The sequence below is a fragment of the Haloarcula taiwanensis genome (assembly GCA_002844335.1).
GTDB lineage: Archaea > Halobacteriota > Halobacteria > Halobacteriales > Haloarculaceae > Haloarcula > Haloarcula taiwanensis.
This window is the reverse complement of record CP019154.1, coordinates 102463-122104: the sequence shown is the minus strand read 5'-3', so window position 1 is coordinate 122104 and position 19642 is coordinate 102463. Positions and strand designations below refer to the sequence as shown.

General features: G+C 64.4%; 20 protein-coding genes. 11 read left to right on the top strand and 9 right to left on the bottom strand.

Annotated features, from left to right (window positions below; all coding sequences use genetic code 11):
• Positions 1-120 precede the first annotated feature (120 nt).
• A complete protein-coding gene (locus tag BVU17_00645; GenBank protein AUG46104.1) occupies positions 121-1002 on the top strand; it encodes a TIGR00268 family protein in 882 nt (293 codons plus the stop codon).
• Positions 1003-1244: 242 nt separating this feature from the next.
• Positions 1245-1511: a hypothetical protein gene (locus BVU17_00640; GenBank protein ID AUG46103.1), complete on the top strand. Its 267-nt coding sequence runs from the start codon at positions 1245-1247 to the stop codon at positions 1509-1511.
• Positions 1512-1627: 116 nt separating this feature from the next.
• On the opposite strand, the gene BVU17_00635 is transcribed toward BVU17_00640, so the two are convergent.
• Complete coding sequence (locus BVU17_00635) at positions 1628-2257, bottom strand: phosphoglycerate mutase (protein AUG46102.1); 630 nt, start codon at positions 2255-2257, stop codon at positions 1628-1630.
• A gap of 1 nt (position 2258) precedes the next feature.
• The gene (locus BVU17_00630; GenBank protein ID AUG46101.1) at positions 2259-3878 is read right to left on the bottom strand and encodes a preprotein translocase subunit TatC; all 1620 of its coding nucleotides are present in this window, start codon (positions 3876-3878) and stop codon (positions 2259-2261) included.
• Between the two features lie 104 nt (positions 3879-3982).
• Here BVU17_00630 and BVU17_00625 point away from each other — a divergent pair, with 104 nt between their 5' ends.
• From BVU17_00625 to BVU17_00615, 3 genes are all read left to right on the top strand, one after another.
• Positions 3983-6172 carry a preprotein translocase subunit TatC gene (locus tag BVU17_00625; GenBank protein AUG46100.1) on the top strand — a complete coding sequence of 730 codons (2190 nt, stop codon included), beginning with the start codon at positions 3983-3985 and terminating at the stop codon, positions 6170-6172.
• A 328-nt stretch (positions 6173-6500) separates the two neighbouring features.
• On the top strand, positions 6501-6677 hold the full coding sequence (locus BVU17_00620) for a CopG family transcriptional regulator (protein ID AUG46099.1): 177 nt from the start codon (positions 6501-6503) through the stop codon (positions 6675-6677).
• Entirely contained in the window at positions 6667-7365 is a 699-nt protein-coding gene (locus BVU17_00615; protein ID AUG46098.1) for an integral membrane-like protein, read from the top strand. The genes BVU17_00620 and BVU17_00615 overlap by 11 nt, the downstream gene beginning before the upstream one ends.
• Before the next feature lie 17 nt (positions 7366-7382).
• Here BVU17_00615 and BVU17_00610 read toward each other — a convergent pair whose 3' ends face one another.
• On the bottom strand, positions 7383-8174 hold the full coding sequence (locus BVU17_00610) for a 23S rRNA (uridine(2552)-2'-O)-methyltransferase (protein ID AUG46097.1): 792 nt from the start codon (positions 8172-8174) through the stop codon (positions 7383-7385).
• Between the two features lie 306 nt (positions 8175-8480).
• On the opposite strand from BVU17_00610, the gene BVU17_00605 reads away from it, so the two are divergent.
• From BVU17_00605 to BVU17_00590, 4 genes are all read left to right on the top strand, one after another.
• On the top strand, positions 8481-9566 hold the full coding sequence (locus BVU17_00605) for a nitrite reductase, copper-containing (GenBank protein AUG46096.1): 1086 nt from the start codon (positions 8481-8483) through the stop codon (positions 9564-9566).
• Between the two features lie 155 nt (positions 9567-9721).
• A complete protein-coding gene (locus tag BVU17_00600) occupies positions 9722-10465 on the top strand; it encodes a DNA polymerase III sliding clamp (protein ID AUG48796.1) in 744 nt (247 codons plus the stop codon).
• Between the two features lie 6 nt (positions 10466-10471).
• Positions 10472-11368 carry an alpha/beta hydrolase gene (locus BVU17_00595; GenBank protein ID AUG46095.1) on the top strand — a complete coding sequence of 299 codons (897 nt, stop codon included), beginning with the start codon at positions 10472-10474 and terminating at the stop codon, positions 11366-11368.
• A gap of 36 nt (positions 11369-11404) precedes the next feature.
• Positions 11405-12016, top strand: a complete 612-nt coding sequence (locus BVU17_00590; protein ID AUG46094.1) for a hypothetical protein — start codon at positions 11405-11407, stop codon at positions 12014-12016.
• A gap of 13 nt (positions 12017-12029) precedes the next feature.
• Here BVU17_00590 and BVU17_00585 read toward each other — a convergent pair whose 3' ends face one another.
• On the bottom strand, positions 12030-12938 hold the full coding sequence (locus tag BVU17_00585) for a hypothetical protein (protein ID AUG48795.1): 909 nt from the start codon (positions 12936-12938) through the stop codon (positions 12030-12032).
• 212 nt (positions 12939-13150) lie between these two features.
• On the opposite strand from BVU17_00585, the gene BVU17_00580 reads away from it, so the two are divergent.
• Positions 13151-13669: a nucleoid-structuring protein H-NS gene (locus BVU17_00580; protein AUG46093.1), complete on the top strand. Its 519-nt coding sequence runs from the start codon at positions 13151-13153 to the stop codon at positions 13667-13669.
• Between the two features lie 18 nt (positions 13670-13687).
• Here the strand turns inward: BVU17_00580 and BVU17_00575 are convergent, their stop codons facing one another.
• Positions 13688-14335, bottom strand: a complete 648-nt coding sequence (locus tag BVU17_00575; protein AUG46092.1) for a hypothetical protein — start codon at positions 14333-14335, stop codon at positions 13688-13690.
• A gap of 129 nt (positions 14336-14464) precedes the next feature.
• Here BVU17_00575 and BVU17_00570 point away from each other — a divergent pair, with 129 nt between their 5' ends.
• Positions 14465-14674: a hypothetical protein gene (locus tag BVU17_00570; protein AUG46091.1), complete on the top strand. Its 210-nt coding sequence runs from the start codon at positions 14465-14467 to the stop codon at positions 14672-14674.
• Here the strand turns inward: BVU17_00570 and BVU17_00565 are convergent.
• From BVU17_00565 to BVU17_00550, 4 genes are all read right to left on the bottom strand, one after another.
• On the bottom strand, positions 14671-15747 hold the full coding sequence (locus BVU17_00565; GenBank protein AUG46090.1) for a DNA primase: 1077 nt from the start codon (positions 15745-15747) through the stop codon (positions 14671-14673). The genes BVU17_00570 and BVU17_00565 overlap by 4 nt on opposite strands.
• 604 nt (positions 15748-16351) lie before the next feature.
• Positions 16352-16807: a hypothetical protein gene (locus BVU17_00560; protein ID AUG46089.1), complete on the bottom strand. Its 456-nt coding sequence runs from the start codon at positions 16805-16807 to the stop codon at positions 16352-16354.
• 362 nt (positions 16808-17169) lie between these two features.
• Entirely contained in the window at positions 17170-18447 is a 1278-nt protein-coding gene (locus BVU17_00555; GenBank protein AUG46088.1) for an adenosylhomocysteinase, read from the bottom strand.
• Positions 18448-18491: 44 nt separating this feature from the next.
• A complete protein-coding gene (locus BVU17_00550) occupies positions 18492-19562 on the bottom strand; it encodes a hypothetical protein (protein AUG46087.1) in 1071 nt (356 codons plus the stop codon).
• Between the last annotated feature and the right edge of the window lie 80 nt (positions 19563-19642).

The following is a 19642-nucleotide window of genomic DNA, read 5'->3' as shown; positions in this document are numbered from 1 at the left end:
CAGCGAGAAAAAACCCGTTGCCAGCGGCTCCGGCGGCAGCGGAGCGGTCAACCGCCCCGGCTCAGTCAGTCGAACACCGAACGCGAAGGCGTTTTTGTGCTCCACCGAGAAAGACGTTCCATGTCTGCTGTTTCGGAGAAGCTAGCGGCCGCCCGCGAAGACCTCAAGTCGCGAGACGGCGTGCTGATCGCCTTCTCCGGTGGTGTCGATTCGAGTGTCGTCGCCGCGCTGGCGCACGACGCCCTCGGCGACGACGCCATCGCCTGTACCGCCAAGTCTGAGACGCTCCCCGCCGCCGAGCTTACCGACGCCACCCGCGTCGCCGAGGAGATCGGCATCCGACACGAGATCGTGGAGTTCTCCGAGCTCGACAGCGAGGAGTTCATACAGAACGACGACATGCGGTGTTACCACTGCCGGTCGATGCGCCTGGGCGCGATGTACGACCGCGCCCGCGAACTCGGTATTGACGTGGTGTGTGATGGGACGAACGCCTCAGACGTGGGCGAGGGCCACCGGCCCGGCCTCCGTGCCGTCGAGGAACTTGACGCCTACTCCCCGCTGCTGGAACACGACATCGAGAAAGAGGAGGTCCGAGAGATCGCCCGCGAGTATGACCTCTCCGTGGCCGACAAGCCCTCGATGGCGTGTCTCTCCTCGCGGATTCCGACTGGCCTCGAAGTGACGGAGGAACGCCTCTCCCGCGTCGAGAAGGCTGAGCGTCTCCTGCGAACGTGGGGCTTCGAGCAGTTCCGTGTGCGCGACCACGACGGCCTCGCCCGCATCGAGGTCGGCGAAGAAGAACTCGAAACCGCGCTCGACCCCGACTTCGTCCGCACCGCCCGCGACCACATCGAGGACTGTGGCTTCGACCACGTGACGCTCGACCTCCACGGGTACGAAACCGGCAGTGTGAGCCCAGAAACGGAGGAGCCAGCGGAAGAAGAGACGGAGGACGTGGTCAGCAACGTCTTCGACGCCGACTACCCGTCCGTCGACTGACGACGCTATCTTCTCTGACGAGTACGTCAGTCAGCCATCGTTGCTCCGCGAGACGATCAGGCACGTAGAGTGGCACTTTCATTGTGATTGGGAGTGTACGATAACACACAAGTACTGGGATGCCGTCGAGGTGAGTGTCTCAGACGGCAGCAGACCGCGGCAGGTCTGGAATCGATTCGGAACCAGTTTCGGCCATCCGTGCGGCCAGCTACCCAAACACCGCAGGTATACCACGCTACCACATGGAACTCGCCCTCCTCATTGATTCGGCGCTTCTCGTACTCGGTGTCGGCTCGTTGCTCGCTATCCCGTGGGTTCTCGCACAATCGACCGAAGACGCGGAATCCGAGTACAAGTTGGAGCGTATTGTACCACTATTGATTGTTATTGCGTACGTGCTCTCGAAACTCGTTCCGGGACGGTTCGTTACGGTGACACCGGCCGTTGACAGTGCTATCGGGGCAGTAGTACTGACACTCGTTGCCCTCTATCTTCTGTTAATAAGATAATCAGAGCCACGGCGCGTCGACCATCCGCAGTCGCTGGTACTTGCAGTGGTCACCGGTGGGAGCACAGAATGATACTTCTGGTCGGGATAGCATCGAGAAACGGCGACACCACGCAGTCAGTCAAGCAGCGCCTGCCAGCCGGTCAGTTCCTCGCCGACCAGTTCCGGCTCGTCACCGTCGAGCCGAATCTCGTTGACGGCGCAGTTCAGCTGTGAGTCCTCGGCCAGCGCCGCGTCGGGGTCTCTGTCCGTGAGCTTCGCCAGCAAGACCTTGATGACGCCGCCGTGGGTAACCACCAGCGTCGTCTCGCCAGCATCGGTCGTCGCGATTGCCCGGTCCCAGGCCGACTCGACCCGTCCGCGGAAGGTCGGGATGCCCTCGCCGCCTTCCGGGGCCGCATCGAGTGAGATGACGCTCGCGTCCCGGTCGTGGTCGGGGAACTCATCGAGCAGTTCGTCGGCGTACAGGCCCTGCATGATTCCGAAGCCGCGCTCGCGCCAGTCGGTGTCGAACGCGCAGTCGGGCAGGCCGCCGTAGCCGTCACCGACCGCAGCGGCCGTCTCGCGGGTGCGCCGGAGGTCCGAGGCGAAGACGCGGTCAACACTGTATCGCTCATCGAGCCACGCCCCGAGCGCCGTGGCCTGTTGCTGGCCACGGTCTGTGAGTCGGCTCGGGGCCCACCCCTGGATGCGACCGTCGCGGTTCCAGGTGGTCTCCCCGTGCCGGGCGACAAGTAGGGTCCTCATCTTATTCACCCCGGTTTCGCCAGCGCGCGACGGCGATGGTCCCCTCGTAGAGGAGGACAAGGCCGGCGGCGGCGGCGATGGCGGCGTTTCGCGGGAGGCTGAACTGGTTCACGAGCCGGAACAGCGTCGGGTCAGGGCTGCCGAGGTAGCCGACGACGATGGCGACAGCCCACACCGGCAGGCGGGCGGCCCGGAACCCGCGCCAGAGCTTGACCGAGCCGTAGTAGTTCTTGTTCACGTAGGCTAGCGCCTCGAACAGGACGATCATCCCACCGCCGACGAGCATCGGCGTGGCGTTCCCGAGGCCGACGGCTGCGAGCGTCTCAGTCACTGTGGCTGGCAGTTGCTCGTAGTAGCCTGTCGGGACCGGCGCGGGGCTGAGGACGTAGCCGGCGATACCGGCGGTCAGCCACGCGACCGGGCGACGAGCGGCGAGGTCGTCGGCGGTCGGGATCGGCGACGTGCTGCCGGTCCACCGCAGGAGCAACAGGGTCCCCTCGAACAGGCCGATCATCGTCACCGCGACCATCAGCGGGGCCATCCCGGTCGGGTCGGGACTGAACAGGAACGCCACGGCGGCGAAGCCACCCCAGAAGTACAGCCGCCGGTCCTGAAGCCACTGGCGCGTCGTCACGCCCATCATCACCGCGAGCATCACGAACAGCGGAATCTGGAAGATGAGCGCGAACAGCCCGAGCATCAGGATGATGAGGTTGAACGTCTCGCTGAGGCCAAAGGCGAGGTCGGCCGCGCGGTCGGAGTAGGTGATGAAGTAATCGAACATCGCCCGCAGGACCGCGAAGTACGCGAAGCCGACGCCGACGGCCGCGAGCACGAGACTCGTCGGGACCGCCGCGAGGTAGTAGCGCCGCTCGCGGGGGTACAGCCCCGGTCGCATGAACAGGTACGTCTGGTAGACGAACACCGGGAGCGCGACGATAAAGCCGACCAGTGACGACACTTTCAGCCGCGCCAGAATCAGCGCAAGCGGGTTGTACACGTTCGGACAGTCCGCCCCTTCGACGACACTGCCATCGGCATTCGTCGCGACCTGACCGCATTGGCTTGCCGGGCCATCGAGGAAGGAGTACCACAGGAAATTGATGAGTTCGTCGGAGTACGGCAGGGCGATGACGGCGACGACGGCCATCACGCCGACGACGACGAACAGCCGCATCGCCATCTCCTCGACGTGGTCGGCCAGCGGCATCTCCTCGTCGTCGGGTGCGCCCTCGTCGACGATATCGTCGTCGGGGTCGTAGCTCGGTGCGGTCCCGCCACCGGTCGTCGGCGCAGCACCACCGGCACCAGCCGGCGAGGGCGTCGACTTGCCCCAGTCGGTCGGAACGTCCGCCGGGACGGCGGCGGCGATATCCGACGCATCCCGGTCGAACAGCCCATCGCTGGATTCGGCTTCGGTCGGCGCGGCGTGCGAGCCAACAGTGTCCTCGTCACCGCCGGCCGGCGCGGGACCCGGGCCTGTCACCTCGGCCGTCTCCCGATCGGCATCGGCCTCGGCCACGGGGTCGGTGGGGATCGGCGACTCGTCGGATTCGTCGTCGGACGGTAGTGGCGGCTCTTCGGACCCGCGCCGCTCGTCGTCTGCGTCACCGTCCTCCATCTGTCCCGGGCTTAGACGGTGGGTGTTGTAAACTTTCTTTTCGAGCAGCGGCTGTCACCGGGATGAATAAATTGATAACGCCCACTGGGCTAGGCATAGAGAAGATGGCGAGTGCTATCGACGAGGACACCGTCCAGACGGTTCAGAGCGGGCGCGCCACGCTCGGCGCGATGCTTCGCTCGGCGCAGGTGCACCTCCAGAAGGTGTTCGTCGTCTTCGTCATCGGGATGATCGGCACGATCATGGGACTGCAGTACGGCGTCTGGGACACGCTGCGCGCCGATCTCCTGTACTCGCAGATGGACCTCACCACGCAGGAAGCCACGAGCATCGTCGCGGTCACGCCGTTCGACGTCATCCTCCTGCAGGTGAAAATCGGAGCCGTCATCGGGATTCTCATGTCGTTGCCGCTGTTGATATACTTCGGCCGCGACGGACTCCGCCAGCGGGGCTGGTGGCCGGCCGAGCACATCCCGACCTGGAAGGGCGCGCTGTTCGTCACGATCAGCTTAGGGCTGTTTTTCGGCGGTGTCGCCTACGCCTACGAGCTGTTCTTCCCGCTGATGTTCAACTTCCTCGCCGGGGACGCGTTCAAGGCCGGCTTCACGCCACAGTACTCCATCGTCAAGTGGTTCCAGTTCGTCTTCCTGCTGGCCGTCTCCTTCGGGCTCGCCGCTCAGTTGCCGCTCGTGATGACGGTGCTTTCCTACACCGAAATCGTCCCCTACGAGACGTTCCGGGACAAGTGGCGCTACGCGGTGATGGGGATTTTCGCCTTCGGGGCGCTGTTCTCGCCGCCGGACCCCTTCACCCAGATTATGTGGGCCGCGCCGCTGTGTGGCCTCTACGGTATCAGCCTCGCGCTGGCGAAGCTTGCAATGTTGGTCAGACGCTCCGGTGACCTCGTCAGTACCAGTGCCGTCGCCCGAGAGCACTGGAACACGATTCTCGGCGGTGCAGTGCTTGGCGGCGGTGTGGTGTACTACGTCCTAGCGACGCCGGCGTTCCAGTACATCCAGCAGTTCGCTGAAGTGTTCCCGTCCGACCGGCTCACCGGTGACATCCAGCCGCCGGCACTATTCGGCCTCCCGGTCGAGAGTACAGCAGTACTTCTCGCCGTCGGGTTCGGTGTCATCGGTGCTGTCGTCGTCCTGTACTACCACGTCCTGACCGCGCTCTCGGAGAAGGCCGGTCCCGGTCAGGTCGGCGACCCGACGGCCATCGACATCAGCGAACTCAACGCCTCGGCCGTCGAGGTCGCACCGCCCGAAGTGTTTGAGGAGATGAGCGAGGACGAGGCGCTTGCCCACGCCGACCGCGCGCTTGCGGACGACAACAAGGAGAAAGCGCAGGCCGTCCTCGACCGCTGGGACATGGCCCACGAAGACGACCCGGGAAGCGAGACCGGCGATACCGCGGACGGGGCCGCTGAATCGGAGGAAGAAGCGGGCGTGTTCACCTCGACGACCGCTGGCATGGTCGACGCGTTCACCGAGGACGAAACAACCGAAGACGAGATCGGCGGCTACTACTACGACATCCAGTTCATCCTCAGCGCCTTAGCCTCCCGGGCGTTCGTGATTCTGGGCATCTTCGGGGCGGTGCTTGCCGCCGCGTTCCTGTTCCTCTATCAGGGTGGCATCGGGACGATTCAGCGGACGTTCGTTAGCCGGCTCCCGCCGGAGATGGCCGCCGACGTGAGCATCGTCACGCTCCACCCCGTGGAGCACCTCGTGTTCATCGTCAAGTTCTCGACGATACTCGGGGCCGTTGCAGTCATTCCCGTGGTGCTGTACTTCGCGTGGCCGGCGATGCGCGAGCGCGGCCTGGTCATCGGGAACCGCAACATCCTGGGTATCTGGGGCGGGACGCTGTTTGCCGCACTCATCGGCGGAAGCCTGCTCGGGTTCCTCTACGTGGCCCCGATGACCATCTCCTGGATCGCCTACGACCAATTGAACTCGAACATGGTCATCGCCTATCGGGTGAGCAACTTCGGCTGGCTCGTGTTCTTCCTCACCATCGGCATCGGCCTGCTGGCCGAGATTCCAGTGACGATGTTCCTCTTCCACAAGGGCGGTATCATTCCGTTCCGGCTGATGTACGAGCGCTGGCGAGAGGTCGTCATCGCCATCGTCGCCCTCTCGGCGATCCTCTCGCCCAGCGGCATCTTCACGATGTTCATCGTCGGTATTCCAACCGCGCTTGCGTACCTGCTCGGACTCGGCGTCCTCTGGGTGTACACGCTCGGCGGCCGGCGGACGTCGAACCGCCGCAGCGAACCCGCCGACTGAGAGTTGTACTCAGCGACAGGTCACGGGACGTTATTCGACGATATTTGTGCCACCGTCGCGGTCGTCAACTGCGCGTCTGTCGCACTGCGACGCTCGGTCGGCGGTATCGTCTTGTTCAGCACCGTTCTCACTGCTACAGCCCGCATCCCGAGTGCCAGCGGAACACTCCAAGTACGGTACGTCGTTTCAATGTATTCATATTTCAGATATTAAATGGGAAAATGAAAATATATCAGGTAGTTGTCTCGGTATATATTATCTACGGAGGGCGATACGCCCGGTCGGCAAACCACAGTGGCTAAGCATATGCTCGATATATTCTCCAGATATGCCCAAGATAAGCGTCGAAGTCCCGGCCGAGCTGCTGAACGACATCGACAAGCACGTCGGCGAAGACGGGAAGTTCGTCAACCGGAGCGAGGCTATCCGCGCTTCGGTGCGAAAGACGCTTGACATGCTCGACGACATCGATGAACGGCAGGGACGACTCGACGATGACCAGTGAGCGGTCGGAGGCGGTGCGCGTCGGTCTCGTCGCGCTGTTCGTGACGGCGCTGGTCACCTCGCAGGTGACCGCCTCGAAGCTTCTGGCGTTCTCGCTGCCGTTTTCGCTCCCGCTTGCGGGGTCGACGCTCGTCCTGCCGGGGGCCGCGCTGGCGTACGCGCTGACGTTCTTCGCTTCTGACTGCTACGCCGAACTGTACGGCCGGCGGGCCGCGACGGTCGTCGTCAACGTCGGGTTCGCGATGAACTTCGTCCTGCTGGCGCTGGTCTGGAGCACCATCTTCGCGCCCGGCCTCCCGCAGTCGGCACAGCCAGTCGACCTCGCGGCCTTCCGGAACGTCCTCGGGGCCAGCACAGCCATCGTCGTTGCCAGCCTGTCGGCCTACGTCGTGAGCCAGAACTGGGACGTGTTCGTCTTCCACTGGCTTCGGGACCGAACCGACGGCGAGAAGCTCTGGCTCCGCAACATCGGTTCGACGGCCTCCAGCCAGCTTATCGATACGGTCATCTTCGTCGGCGTCGGCTTCGTCCTGTTTCAGGGCGTCCCACCGGCCGAGGCGCTGGCGCTCATCGTCGGCCAGTACCTGTTAAAGCTCGCTATCGCTGTCGTCGACACGCCGTTCGTCTACGCTGTCGTCGGCTTCGCCCGCCGAAACGACGTCGTTACGGCCCCGGCGAGCGCCGACTGAAAACAGCTGCAAGCGGCTTATTCGACCGGTTCAGCGAACGCGTACCGGGGCTTCACGTCGTCGATGCGGACCTCGACTGTTTCGCCCTCTTCGACACCGCTGACGAAGACGGTGAAGTTCTCGACTTTGGCGATACCGTCGCCCTCCTCGCCGATGTCGTCGATGGTGACGTCGATGATATCACCCTCGCGGACCGGCCCGGTCAGGCGGTGTTTCGCCACCAGATACAGCTCCGAGGAGGAGTCCCGCGAGGCGTCGGGACGGACCTCGCGGACGTACTCGAACTCCGGTTCGATGTCGGCGATGAGGTCGTCTAGGTCCTGCCCGTCGAACACTTTCGCACAGAAGTCCCCGCCGGCATCGAGCAGGTCCGTCGCGACCTCGAAGGCCTGCCGGACCAGATGGACCGACCGGGCGTGGTCGAGGTCGTACTGCCCGGTCATGTTCGGAGCCATGTCGGAGATGACCACGTCGACCGGGCCGCCCTCGCCGTCGCTCTCGCCGACTATGTCCCGGATTTCGTCTTTCGTGCTGTCCTCAGTCATGTCGCCGCGGACGTACTCGACGGTCGGTTCGGGGTCCTCCAAATCGTCGATGGTCTGGCGGTCGACACCGACCAGCGTCCCGCGCTCGCCGATGCGCTCGGCCGCGACCTGCATCCAGCCGCCCGGGGCGGCCCCGAGGTCGACGACGGTCCGTCCCTCGCCGAGCAGGCCGGCCGTGTCGTCCAGTTGCTGGAGCTTGTAGGCTGACCGCGCGCGATACCCCTCCTGCTTCGCTCTGTTGTAGTAGTCGTCTTTGCCCGACATGGTTACCACACATCGCGTGCGTCTCGACCGCCGAAAGATGGCGAAATCGCAGTCATAGTACCACGGAAGCGGTCAGCGCTCAAATGGATGCCGACTCGGAGTTTTCGGTCACCACTGCACGACGGCCGCTATCAGTTGCTCGGAAGCGGACCGGGATGTCGGCAGTTTCCGGGACTACATTACCACCAACCCGAACACGTTCAGTGCCGTTCTTACCGCATAAGAACGCGTCTCAACGGCTGAGATTCGCCGGCCCCATATATACAGGTCACGCGCCGAGTCCCATCTGTAGGAAGTGACCCCCCGATGTCAACTATTCCGACGGCGACGCGGAGGCGGGTGTTAGAAGCCCTGGGCGTCGGCACGGCCGCCCTTGCGGGCTGTGCCAGCGCACCGGGTGCAAAAGAACAATCGACCGAAGCGGAGACGACCCCACAGGAGCCAGCTATGAACGCCGCACAGCAGACCGACGTCGACCGTATTGCCGCGGACCCGACCGACATCCCGGACCCCATCGACCGCTCACAGCCGAAGACGGTGTCGGTGGAGATGACCACCAAAGAGCAGGTCGCGGAAATCGAGCCGGGCGTCACCTACACGTACATGACCTTCGACGGGCAGATTCCCGGCCCGATGGTCCGGGTCCGTCGGGGCGACACCGTCGAACTCACCATCACGAACGAGGAGGGCAACTCGATGCCCCACAACATCGACCTCCACGCCGTCCGCGGCCCCGGGGGCGGTGCTGAGGCGTCGATGGTCACGCCCGGCCAGACCGAGACGTTCCGGTTCAAGGCGACCTACCCCGGCGCGTTCATCTACCACTGTGCGGTCCCGAACCTCGATATGCACATCTCCTCGGGGATGTTCGGGATGATCCTCGTCGAGCCGAAAGACGGGCTCCCCGAAGTAGACCACGAGTTCTACTTCGGCCAGCACGAGCTGTACACCACCGGCGAGGCCGGCGAGAAGGGCCACCACGACTTCGACATGGACGCGATGGCGGCCGAGGACCCGACCTACGTCCTGATGAACGGCGAGAAGTACGCTATCACGCCGGACCGGTACGGCGCGCCGAGCATCTCGGTCGGCGACACCGCTCGCGTGCACTTCGTGGCCGGCGGGCCGAACCTCGACTCCAGTTTCCACCCCATCGGGTCCGTCTGGGACGAGGTCTGGCAGCAGGGATCTATCGCCGGGCCGCCGAACAAGTTCGTCCAGACCACGCCGGTCAAGCCCGGGTCCTGTGCCATCGCGACGCTCCACGCCGAGGTGCCCGGCCCGATCAAACTGGTCGACCACGCGCTCTCCCGGGTCGCCCGCAAGGGCATGATGGCCGTCATCAACCGCGAGGGTTCGGCAAACCCTGACGTGTTCGAACCGGAAGCCTGAGCGCTTCGCCGGAGTAGCGCTGCGAACTGCCGCGTCGCGTTCTAATCACCTTGCTGACAGTATCGCTCGCGAACGCCGTTCCACTCGCGGTCGCTCGCGCGCACGCGGTTTCAATGAGGGACTTTTTAATGGATGGGGGCATAGTCCGGTTCAAGATGTTCAACGCCATCGTGAGCGCAGACACGCTCCAGGCGACTCTCGACTCTGTGAGCGTGCTGGTGGACGAGTGCAAGATCCACCTCGAAGAAGACGGGCTGGAAATCCGGGCAGTCGACCCGGCAAACGTTGGAATGGTCGACCTGCGGCTCGACGCGGCGGCGTTCGAGTCCTACGAGACTGACGGTGGGCTCATCGGCGTCAATCTCTCCCGCCTCGAAGACATCGCTGGCATGGCCGACGCCGGCCAGCTCGTCCACCTCGATCTGGACGAGGAGACGCGGAAACTCCACATCTCTATCGACGGTCTCGAATACACCCTCGCGCTGATCGACCCCGACTCCATCCGGCAGGAGCCCGACCTCCCGGATCTGGACCTCTCGGCGAATATCGTCATCGAGGGCAAAGACATCGACCGGTCGGTCACCGCCGCGGACATGGTCAGCGACCACATCGCGCTGGGCGTCGACGCGACCGAGGAACTGTTCTACGTCGACGCCGAGGGCGACACCGACGATGTCCACCTCGAACTCACTCGCGACGACCTCATCGACCTCACCCCTGGTGACGCCCACTCGCTGTTCTCGCTGGATTACCTGAAGAACATGAACAAGGCCATCCCGAAAGACGCCGAGGTCGAGATGGAACTCGGCGAGGAGTTCCCGGTCAAGATGCACTTCAGCTTCGCCGAGGGGCAGGGCAGGGTCACGTACATGCTCGCGCCGCGCATCCAGAGCGAATAAGGACAAATGCCGTCCACGCCGCCAATTCCAGCCACTGACTGGCTGCCCGACGACGCCGAGACGGAGACGCTCTCGCTCCCAGACGGCCGGCGGCTGGCCTACGCCACCTACGGCGACACCGACGGCTATCCGGTCCTCTTTTGTCACGGTACCCCCGGGTCACACGTCGCCGCACGGCTGCTTGCCGCACCGGCCCGCGAACGCGGCGTCCACCTCATCGCCCCGGACCGGCCGGGTATCGGGAATTCCGAAGACGCGTCTGTCACGCTCGAAGATTGGCCAGACGACGCCGCACACCTCCTGTCCCACCTCGATGTCGACGCGGCTGGTGCCGTCGGCTTCTCCGGCGGCGGCCCGTTCGCGCTGGCCTGCCATCGATTACCCGAGATAGAGCGACTCGCACTGCTGGGCAGCAGCGGCCCGCCGTCAGTCGGCACAACAGGGCGCGTCCAGCAGTTTGTCGGGGCACTGTCCCGGCACGCTCCGTGGGCGCTCGGGCGGCTGTTCCGGCTGCAGCGATGGTTCGCCCTTCGCCGGGGCCCGTCCTACGCTGTCGGGTTCGTTGCCGAGGAGACACCGGAGACGGACGCCCTGGCAGCCGACGAGGTGGCACGAATCGTCCGTGCGGATATGCTCACGTCGATGGCACGCGGTCCGAGCGGAATCATCCGCGAGCAGCGACTGCTTTCACAGCCATGGCCGTTTGCCCTCGAAGAGATTTCGGTCCCGGTGAGCGTGTTCCAGGGGCAAAACGACGCCAACGTTGCCCCGTCGACGGGGAAAGCTCTCGCACAGCGGCTTCCGGACGCCTCGTTTGAATCGGTCGACGGCGACCATCTCGGGACGTTGACAACTGCTGGCGACGACGCGCTGGCCACCGTACAGCGTCGCACGCGCGTCTGACGTACCGTTTTGTAGGTCTGGTGCTAACGGGCCGGTATGGAGAACCTCGGGGACGCGTACAGCAACCGGCGTTGGGAGGGGCGTGACCCTCGCCGTGTCGTTGCCGGTGCGGCCCTGGGGGGTGTCGGCGCGCTGACGGTGGTCGTCGCAATACTGCTGGTAACGACGCCGCTGTCGGCAGTTGTTGGCGCAACTGAGCCCCACGCTGCCGAGAAACTCGGTGGGACACTGGGCGGCCTTGGTATTCCCGCAATGTTCCTGAGTGTCGTTGCCGTACTTCCCTCAAGCCGCCGGGAACAGAGCGGCGTCGCCGTCGGCGCGGTCCTCTGTCTGGTCGGCATCGGGCTGTTCCAGATGGCTTACCCGTACAACTGGACGGTCGGCGAGCAGACGCTGGCGTTCGAAACGACCATGGCGTATTTCATCGGGGCGTGCGTGGCGTTCTGGTTCGTCTTCACCGCGATGGCGAGCTTCCGGCGGCGGAACAATCCACAGGGTACGGTGAAACTTGAGATTTCTCACAAAGGCGAAACCAAGACTGTTGAGGTGTCCCCACAGGAGTACAAGCGCTACACGCAGGCGGTTCGCGGCGACGGCGGTACGACCGACGAGGTCATTCAGGAACTGGAGTCGCGAATCGAAGACTAAGCGTAAGTGAGCGTTACTCGGCGGTCGTCGTTTCGTTGCCGCCCCGGTCCGAGTCCGTCATCGAGTCGCGCTCTGTTTCCTCGTCATCGGCGGTATCGTCGCTGTTCTCCTTCTCATCGTCAGCCGCGTCTTCTACACTGTTGCTATCGACCTCCTCGATCTCAACGTCCTTGCCAGCGACTCCGCTTTCCGAGATGACCGGCAAGAGATTGTAGCCGCCGGTACCCTTCTTGACGACGTTGATGTCGAAGACGAACTCGACCGATTCACCGGCGACGACTTCGAACGGCTTGGTGAGCTGGAGCTTCTCGCTCGGGATCTTCACGTCGACAGACTCACCGTCGACGACCCCGTCGACGGATTCGGCGTACAGTTCGATCTTGCTGTAGCGGCCCGCTTCGAGTTCACCGTCGAGAACGCCGATGGCCTTGTCCCCGACGACCTCGGTGAGGTCAACAGTTGCGCCGTCGAGGTCGCGAACCTCGAAGCCACCCTCGTCCTCATCGGCTTCCTCGTCCATGTCCTCGCCATCTTCGGCCTCGTCCTCGGCGTCGTCGTCCGCCGTGTCCATCTCGGTCGACTCGGCCGTCTCCGTCTCAGTTGCCTCGGCCGTCGCCGCTTCCGTCGCTTCAGTCTTGGTCGCGTCTGCGCGTTCGTCCGTCTCCTCGCTGTCTTTGGCCCGGAAGATGCGAGCCTTGGAGAATGACACATCGAGCGAGTCGAAATCGCCGATAGCTGCGGGCTGGTCGCTGATCAGCAACCGGAACGTCCCGACGGTTCCGCCGTCGTCCGTCATCGCGTCCTCGTCGGTGGAGCCGCCGGCACTGGTTCCGTCACCGCTGGTCCCGTCAGACCCCCCGGAGTCGCTCGACCCGGAACAGCCGGCGAGGAGACCGACCCCGACGCCCGCGCCCGTGGCGATGAACCGTCGTCGTCTCATCGGCCACATCCCATCTGCGCTGTCGTCGCTGTCGATTCTATCGCTGCTGTTACGTAGGTACTCATTCCATGACGTGGGATGGGACTGGTGCGTATATGCCCCGCGATAGGTCAAACCATGTACGCATCTTTGAACGGAATGAACGGTCTGTCCGTATCTGAACGGTTTTACCCCCGTCGCTCCACGTCCCGATAATGGCAAACTCGAACGCGAAGGGCGACCGCCGCGAGCGCGAACTGGTCAACGCACTCGACGAGGCGGGCTTTGCGGTGATGCGCGCGCCGGCGAGCGGCAGCGCGACCGAGCGGGAGCTGCCGGACGTGCTCTCGGGCGACGGCGAGACGTTCTACGCTATCGAGGCGAAATCCAGCGCCGGCGACCCCATCTATCTCACCGGTGAGGAGGTCGAGGCGCTGCTGTTTTTCGCCCGGAACTTCGGCGCGAAACCCCGCATCGGCGTCCGATTCGACCGCGAGGACTGGTACTTCTTTCACCCGGCAGACCTCCACACGACCGACGGCGGCAACTACCGCGTTAAAAAGGAGAAAGCCCTCTCCGACGGGACTGACTTCGATGAGTTCGTGGGCAACTCAGAGAAGGTCACGCTAGACGAGGTGGGCGACAACGGCCCCGACCAGAGCGTGCTGGACGTGCTGTCGGCCTTCGAGCGCGGCGACCTCGACAAGGAGGACGCCGCGGCAATGCTGGAGTAGCGGTTCGCAGGCGTTCGGTTACTGGCTCCCGCCGCCGACGAGTTCGGCGTCCTCGACGCGGCGGAGCTGTGACAGGGGAAAGGCGTATTCTCGCGGTTCGGACGCGCTGACGGCGTCTGAAAGATATGCAGCCAGCACCACGAGGTCATCGGGCGGGTAGCCGTTGTTGGTGTCGTAGTCGGCGACTGTCTCGTCGGTCGCCTCGATGGTCCAGTCGTCGGCCGCCGTGTCGGTGACAGCCGTAACGACGAGCCTGTCGCCCGTCTCGCGGTCCCGCACGATGTCGCCGGTTTCTAGCCGACAGCTGCCACAGAGGTGGGGTGGCCCCGCGTCCGCGGCGACGAACGTGACGGTCCCACAGGCGTCACAGACCGCCCGTTGCTTGCCGGGCGGTGCGACCCGTCGTGCGGTGATTTCGATAGCGACGCGCCGGAGGTGTTTGCAGCGCTCGCCGCGGATACGGTTGTCGGGGCAGGAGCAGGACCGACGTGCGATGTCGACGAGGTACGTGCTGTCGCTCTCCGTCGTCACGGCGTACGTGCTGCCCGCCCGTGGTCGGACAGCCATGCGCTCGGTCCACGCGCGGGCGGCCCGGTCCGGGAGGGATCGGAGGTCCGGTGCAAGTGCGGTACTCTGCCGGTCGGCTGCTGATTCGATGAGCGTCATAGGTGCGGACGCGGCTGTATTTTCCAATGCGTCCAGTTGAAACGTAGGTGCTACACGCTGGTAAATCGCTCGGCCAGCGGGCTCCGGCGCTTCGATACCCTTTTTGCCGGCCCTGTGAAACCGCAGAGCATGGATATCGAGCGGGAGACGCTCCTGCAAATCGTCATCTCGGCGGTCGCCGTCGTGCTGTTCGTCGGCGCAACTGTTACCGTCTCACAGATGTATCTCAGTGGGTCAACCGTAGAGGCAACGGGCGGCTACGCGCTCATCGGCGCAATCGGGCTGTTCGTCGTGTTTATGACCGCTGCCGGCCTCTGGCTCGAACGCCAGCAGTTCTAGGCGTCGGCCTCTTCGTCGCCCTCGTCTTCGCGCCAGTCGACCAGTTCCTCCTCGTCGGTGTCGTCTAACTTCTGCTCGTAGTAGCCCATAGGGTGGGAAATCGCCTCACAGAGGTCGTCCATGTTGACACAGTCGCCGTAGGACTGCATGGTCGAACACGCCGGCGTCGAGTACTCCGTCGGGCTGGTCTCCCCGCGAATGTGGTCGACCTGATAACGGGTGGCTTCCTCACCGAAGCCAGGGTTGACCTGGAACAGGTCGACGATCTCGTCCGTCGTCATCCCGATGCCGACGAGGAAGGTCGCGATGGCAAACCGGGAGTGGTGTTCGAGATGCTCGCCCTTCTGGACCCGGTCGAGAAGCGATTTCATGCAGGGCGGAAACAGCTCCGGGACGACGGTGTCGATCTCGCGGGTGAGTTCCAGTTCCGAGAGGACTTCCTCTAACCGGTCGACCTCCGCTGTCAGTTCGTCGGCGATGGCGTCGGGGACGTTGAACGGCAGGCCCTCAGTGACGCGGTGACGGATCGCCTGTTTCAGCAGGACGTGCAGTTCCTCGGCGGTGATCCTAACCTGGCCGTCTGCCAGTGGCCGATTGACCAGCCGCCAGGAATCGCCCCGCTGGTCGGCTGCCAGGTCGAGATACGCGCCGACCTCGACGCGGTAGCCGTCGCCGGCGTCCCGGACAGCGCTCGCGAGGTCGAACTCCGCAAGCAGTTCCGTGCGGTCCAGCGTCTCGCGCTGGGTCGATTTCAGCTCTGTGGTCGTTTCGAACTCCTCGGTGAACCGGTCGTACGCTGCCTCGGCTTCCGCCTGCGCGTACTTCCGGGTACAGATGTGGACGTCGACGAGCGAGACGAGCACGCGGGCGACCGGGTACGAAAGCAGTTCGACGCGAGTCCGCCGGTGTGGCTCTCCGACGGTCCCGTCAGTGATTGCCGACTCGACCCGCTCCAGCGCGCGCGCCGTGACCGTCTCGTCCGTGGCGACAATCTCGCCTAGGTCCACCGCCGCGGCTTCGACGGCCTCCCGCGACCGCGCCAGAAAGGGGTAGCGTGCGTGGAGCGGTTCCATTGCCACCACCTTTCGGATGGGAGCGAATAAAATTGCCGTCACCGAGATAGATAGTGTCAGGTTCCCAAAAGGTAGTCCGGCAGCGAAGGCGGCTAGACTGTGGGGCTATACACATAGACCCGGACCGGCGACAAGTGAATACAGCTAGTAGACAAGCAAATACCTGCAATCCCCTACTGACAGGGTGTGGTAAGGACGCGGGTCGGCGACGACACTTGGTCCGGTCGAGGAACCGGACCAGTGCAGTCACTTGCGACGCGGTAGCTGCCAAACGACACACTGAACACACCGATGACGCACGAACACGACGCCAATTCACAAGAGGGCATCAGAGCGACGTTCGAAGAGTACGACGTCGGCGCGGACACGGTCGCCCACATCGGCGACCCCGAGAACCCGTCTGCGTGGATTCAGTCGACGGTCTTCGTTGACGTAACTGAGTAGCGCCAGTCCGCAGTCGGTCGGCGACACCAACGTGTCAAGCGGTTTTGCGTCTGTATAGGACGAATATCCCCACGACCCTGAGATATTATATCACTTCTCAAATATTATTTGCGCCACGGGAGCGAGCGTCTGCTTCTTGGACGGCTGCTAGCTTAGCGATTCAGAGGGAGCGGCGGACCGTTTCCGTGGCGCTCCGGACCACAGTCTCGGACGGAACGTCTTCAGCTACAGTGGTCCCGGCTCCTACGACGGCGTTTTCGCCGACCGTGACGCCGGGGAGGACCACCGCGCCAGCGCCGACGAAAGCCCCGTTCTCGATGACTATCCCGTCGAACGTGTCGTTCTGGAACTCCATGCCTGTGTCGGTGAGGTCGTGGGTTACACCGACGATAGAGGCGTTGGGTCCGATCTGGACGGACTCGCCGACTGTGGCGTTCTCGACGTAGGCGTTTGCGTTGATATCGGTCGGTCCGTGGATAGTCGCCTTCTTGATCGAAGTCCCCTCGTAAATCTGGACGCCGTCGTCTATGTCGGCGTCGTGGATCGTCACGTATTCTCGAATCTCGACCGTGCCCAGCGTCGCATTCTCAATCTGCGCGGTCTCGTGGACAGCCATATGCAGCCATCAGCCCCGACCGTAATCATCGTGGTGTCGAACGGTGGGTGTTTGCATCCCGACTCAGGGAGGCCGGCCGTCCGGGTATCGCGTGTCACACCCACCAGTCAGAAAACCCTACCACCCTCGATCTCTCGGTCGGCTGTTCGGTCCTCGCGTCCGGGGCGAGAACGGATCTCCTCTACAGCTCGTTCCGCTCGCCGTTCCGGTCGGAGGTTCTTCGCTGCGCTCAGACCGCTCTACGTCCCTCGCGGGTCGTCCCTCCCCGCTCTGGTATCCGAGGCCTCCCTCCGGTCGGCTTCACTATGTCTCGCGGCTTCGCCGCTCGGCTGGTAAGTGGTCTTCGCTGCGCTCAGACCACTCTACGTCCCGTGCTGCCAGGAATCCATATACTCGGCCTGTGCGTCGGTTAGCGAGTCGAAGTCGACGCCTTCGGCGTCCAGTTTGATTTCGGCGACCTCCTTGTCCAGTCGATCGGGGACGGCGTGAACGCCGGCCTCGTACTCGTCGCCGTTCTCGACCAGTTCGCGGACACAGACGGCCTGCACGCCGAAGCTCTGGTCCATCACCTCGACGGGATGCCCGAGTGCGATGGGCGTCGCGAGGTTGACCAGGCGGCCCTCGGCTAGCACGTTCAGGCGGCGGCCGTCGGCCATCTCGTAGGTCTGGACGCCGTCGCGAGCCTCGTAGGTGTCGACGGCGAGGTCGGACAGCGCGTCGAGGTCGACCTCGACGTCGAAGTGACCGGCGTTGGCGAGCAGGACGCCGTCCTGCATCGCTTCGAAGTGCTCCTCGACGATGACGTCGCGGTTGCCGGTGGTCGTGATGAACACGTCGCCCTCGGCGGCGGCCTCGGCCATCGGCTTCACTTCGTAGCCCTCCATGTGCGCTTCGAGCGCGCGGCGAGGTTCGACTTCGGTGACAATCACGTCGGCGTTCTGGCCGCTGGCTTTCTTCGCGACACCTTTGCCGCAGTCACCGTACCCGGAGACGACGACGGTCTTGCCGGCCCACGAGAGGTTCGTCGTCATCGCAATCGAGGCCAGCGCGGACTCGCCGGTGCCGTGGACGTTGTCGAACAGGCGCTTCATCGGCGTGTCGTTGACCGCGAACACCGGGTAGTCGAGTTCGCCGTCCTCGTCCATCGCGCGCAGCCGGTGGACGCCGGTAGTCGTCTCCTCCGCGCCGCCGATGATTGTGTCGATGAGTTCGGGGTAGTCCTCGTGGATGGCCGCGACGAGGTCCATGCCGTCGTCGACAGTGATGGTCGGCTCGTGGTCGATGACGGCCTCGATAGCCGCGTAGTACTCCTCGTCGTCGACGCCGCGCTCGGCGTAAGAGGTGATGCCGTCGACGGCGTCGAGTGCGGCGCTCACGTCGTCGTGTGTCGAAAGCGGGTTACAGCCGGTGATAGCGACCTCCGCGCCGCCGACCGCGAGGATCTCCGCAAGGACAGCGGTCTTGGCTTCCACGTGCATCGCCATGCCGATGCGTTCGCCAGCGAAGGGCTGGTCAGCCTCGAACTGCTCGCGGAGCGCGCCGCAGATGGGCATATGCTGGATGGCCCAGTCCATCTTTCGGCGGCCGGAATCGCGTGCCTCGTCGAGGTCGTCAAGTCGCTCGGAAATAGGCGTCGTCATGGCACGATAGAGGAAGAGAACTCCTAAAACGCTACCGAAGCCGCTCAGTTGCCGCGGTCAGCGGGCGGACCGGCGTCGTCCGGTCGGCCGCGGTCGCCGCCGTCGTCATCGTCGCTGTCGTCGCTATCGTCGCCGTCATCGCCGTCGTCCCCTGACTCCTTGGAGTCGCTGTCCTCGTCGTCTTCAGCGCTCTCTTCGTCGTCGGACTCGTCCTCCGATTCCTCGTCTTCAGTTTCGCTCTCTACGTCTTCGCCGTCGTCCTCGTCTTCGGTCTCGTTCTCTTCGTCTTCCTCCTCGGATTCCTCGTCGTCGTTACCGCGGTCCTCGGGCGGCCCAGCGTCTTCCGGGGGACGACGGCGGTCGTCGTCCGTCTCGGTCTCGTCTTCAGTTTCGTTCTCATCCTCAGCGCTGTCCGGACCGCGGTCCTCGGGCGGGCCGGCGTTCTCGGGCGGACCGCGTTGGTCCTCCGTCTCGTTCTCGTCTCCGGTCTCATTCTCGTCGTCACCGAAGATATCGGCCGGCGGACCCTGCCGGTCGCTGGGGTGAGTCTCGTTGTCGGCAGACTCGTTCTCACCGGTGACGTGTGCGGGCGGGCCGGCGTGGTCCGGCGCGTTGCCGGGGTTGTTCGCCGTCACGAAACTGGCGACTGCCGGGCCGATGCCGCCGGTCCGGTTCTCGTCACTCAGCAGGTCGTTGACGTAGGCCGATACCCGGAGGCCGAAGGTGTCGAACTCCGTGACGTTCGCGGCCGCGACGGTCAGGTCCGCCGTCGTCGTCGCGGTGTGGTTGTCCGCCGTCGCCGTCACCTCGACCGTGACGTTCTGCTCGGGTGCTGACAGCCCGACCGTGCCCGCGTCGTCGGTCGTGTAGTTGCCCGTTCCGGCGTAGGAGGCGTTGTCAACCGTCTCGACAGCTACCGAGGCGTTCTCGACGCCCGTCTCGTTCGCCGTGACCGATACCGTCGCCGTGCCGTCGTCGGCCTGTGTGACGCCGACCGCGAGCGTGTTGCCCGCGGCGGTGTTGCCGGCCGAGCCCGCCCCGGCGGCCAGTCCCGGCCCGGCGGCCAGCACGACCAGTCCGACAGCGGCGTACAGTGCGAAGAGTTTGGTGCGCATCGTGCCCGATAGGTTCGCCGAGAGGGCGATAAACACCCCCTCCCGTTCAACTCGTTCACCCCGTTCGCGGCCGCGGCGAG

Bases quoted from the DNA above. Each gene is read 5' to 3' on its own strand.
- BVU17_00645 (AUG46104.1), top strand. From the start codon at position 121: ATGTCTGCTGTTTCGGAGAAGCTAGCGGCCGCCCGCGAAGACCTCAAG.
- BVU17_00640 (AUG46103.1), top strand. From the start codon at position 1,245: ATGGAACTCGCCCTCCTCATTGATTCGGCGCTTCTCGTACTCGGTGTC.
- BVU17_00635 (AUG46102.1), bottom strand. From the start codon at position 2,257: ATGAGGACCCTACTTGTCGCCCGGCACGGGGAGACCACCTGGAACCGC.
- BVU17_00630 (AUG46101.1), bottom strand. From the start codon at position 3,878: ATGGAGGACGGTGACGCAGACGACGAGCGGCGCGGGTCCGAAGAGCCG.
- BVU17_00625 (AUG46100.1), top strand. From the start codon at position 3,983: ATGGCGAGTGCTATCGACGAGGACACCGTCCAGACGGTTCAGAGCGGG.
- BVU17_00620 (AUG46099.1), top strand. From the start codon at position 6,501: ATGCCCAAGATAAGCGTCGAAGTCCCGGCCGAGCTGCTGAACGACATC.
- BVU17_00615 (AUG46098.1), top strand. From the start codon at position 6,667: ATGACCAGTGAGCGGTCGGAGGCGGTGCGCGTCGGTCTCGTCGCGCTG.
- BVU17_00610 (AUG46097.1), bottom strand. From the start codon at position 8,174: ATGTCGGGCAAAGACGACTACTACAACAGAGCGAAGCAGGAGGGGTAT.
- BVU17_00605 (AUG46096.1), top strand. From the start codon at position 8,481: ATGTCAACTATTCCGACGGCGACGCGGAGGCGGGTGTTAGAAGCCCTG.
- BVU17_00600 (AUG48796.1), top strand. From the start codon at position 9,722: ATGTTCAACGCCATCGTGAGCGCAGACACGCTCCAGGCGACTCTCGAC.
- BVU17_00595 (AUG46095.1), top strand. From the start codon at position 10,472: ATGCCGTCCACGCCGCCAATTCCAGCCACTGACTGGCTGCCCGACGAC.
- BVU17_00590 (AUG46094.1), top strand. From the start codon at position 11,405: ATGGAGAACCTCGGGGACGCGTACAGCAACCGGCGTTGGGAGGGGCGT.
- BVU17_00580 (AUG46093.1), top strand. From the start codon at position 13,151: ATGGCAAACTCGAACGCGAAGGGCGACCGCCGCGAGCGCGAACTGGTC.
- BVU17_00575 (AUG46092.1), bottom strand. From the start codon at position 14,335: ATGACGCTCATCGAATCAGCAGCCGACCGGCAGAGTACCGCACTTGCA.
- BVU17_00570 (AUG46091.1), top strand. From the start codon at position 14,465: ATGGATATCGAGCGGGAGACGCTCCTGCAAATCGTCATCTCGGCGGTC.
- BVU17_00565 (AUG46090.1), bottom strand. From the start codon at position 15,747: ATGGAACCGCTCCACGCACGCTACCCCTTTCTGGCGCGGTCGCGGGAG.
- BVU17_00560 (AUG46089.1), bottom strand. From the start codon at position 16,807: ATGGCTGTCCACGAGACCGCGCAGATTGAGAATGCGACGCTGGGCACG.
- BVU17_00555 (AUG46088.1), bottom strand. From the start codon at position 18,447: ATGACGACGCCTATTTCCGAGCGACTTGACGACCTCGACGAGGCACGC.
- BVU17_00550 (AUG46087.1), bottom strand. From the start codon at position 19,562: ATGCGCACCAAACTCTTCGCACTGTACGCCGCTGTCGGACTGGTCGTG.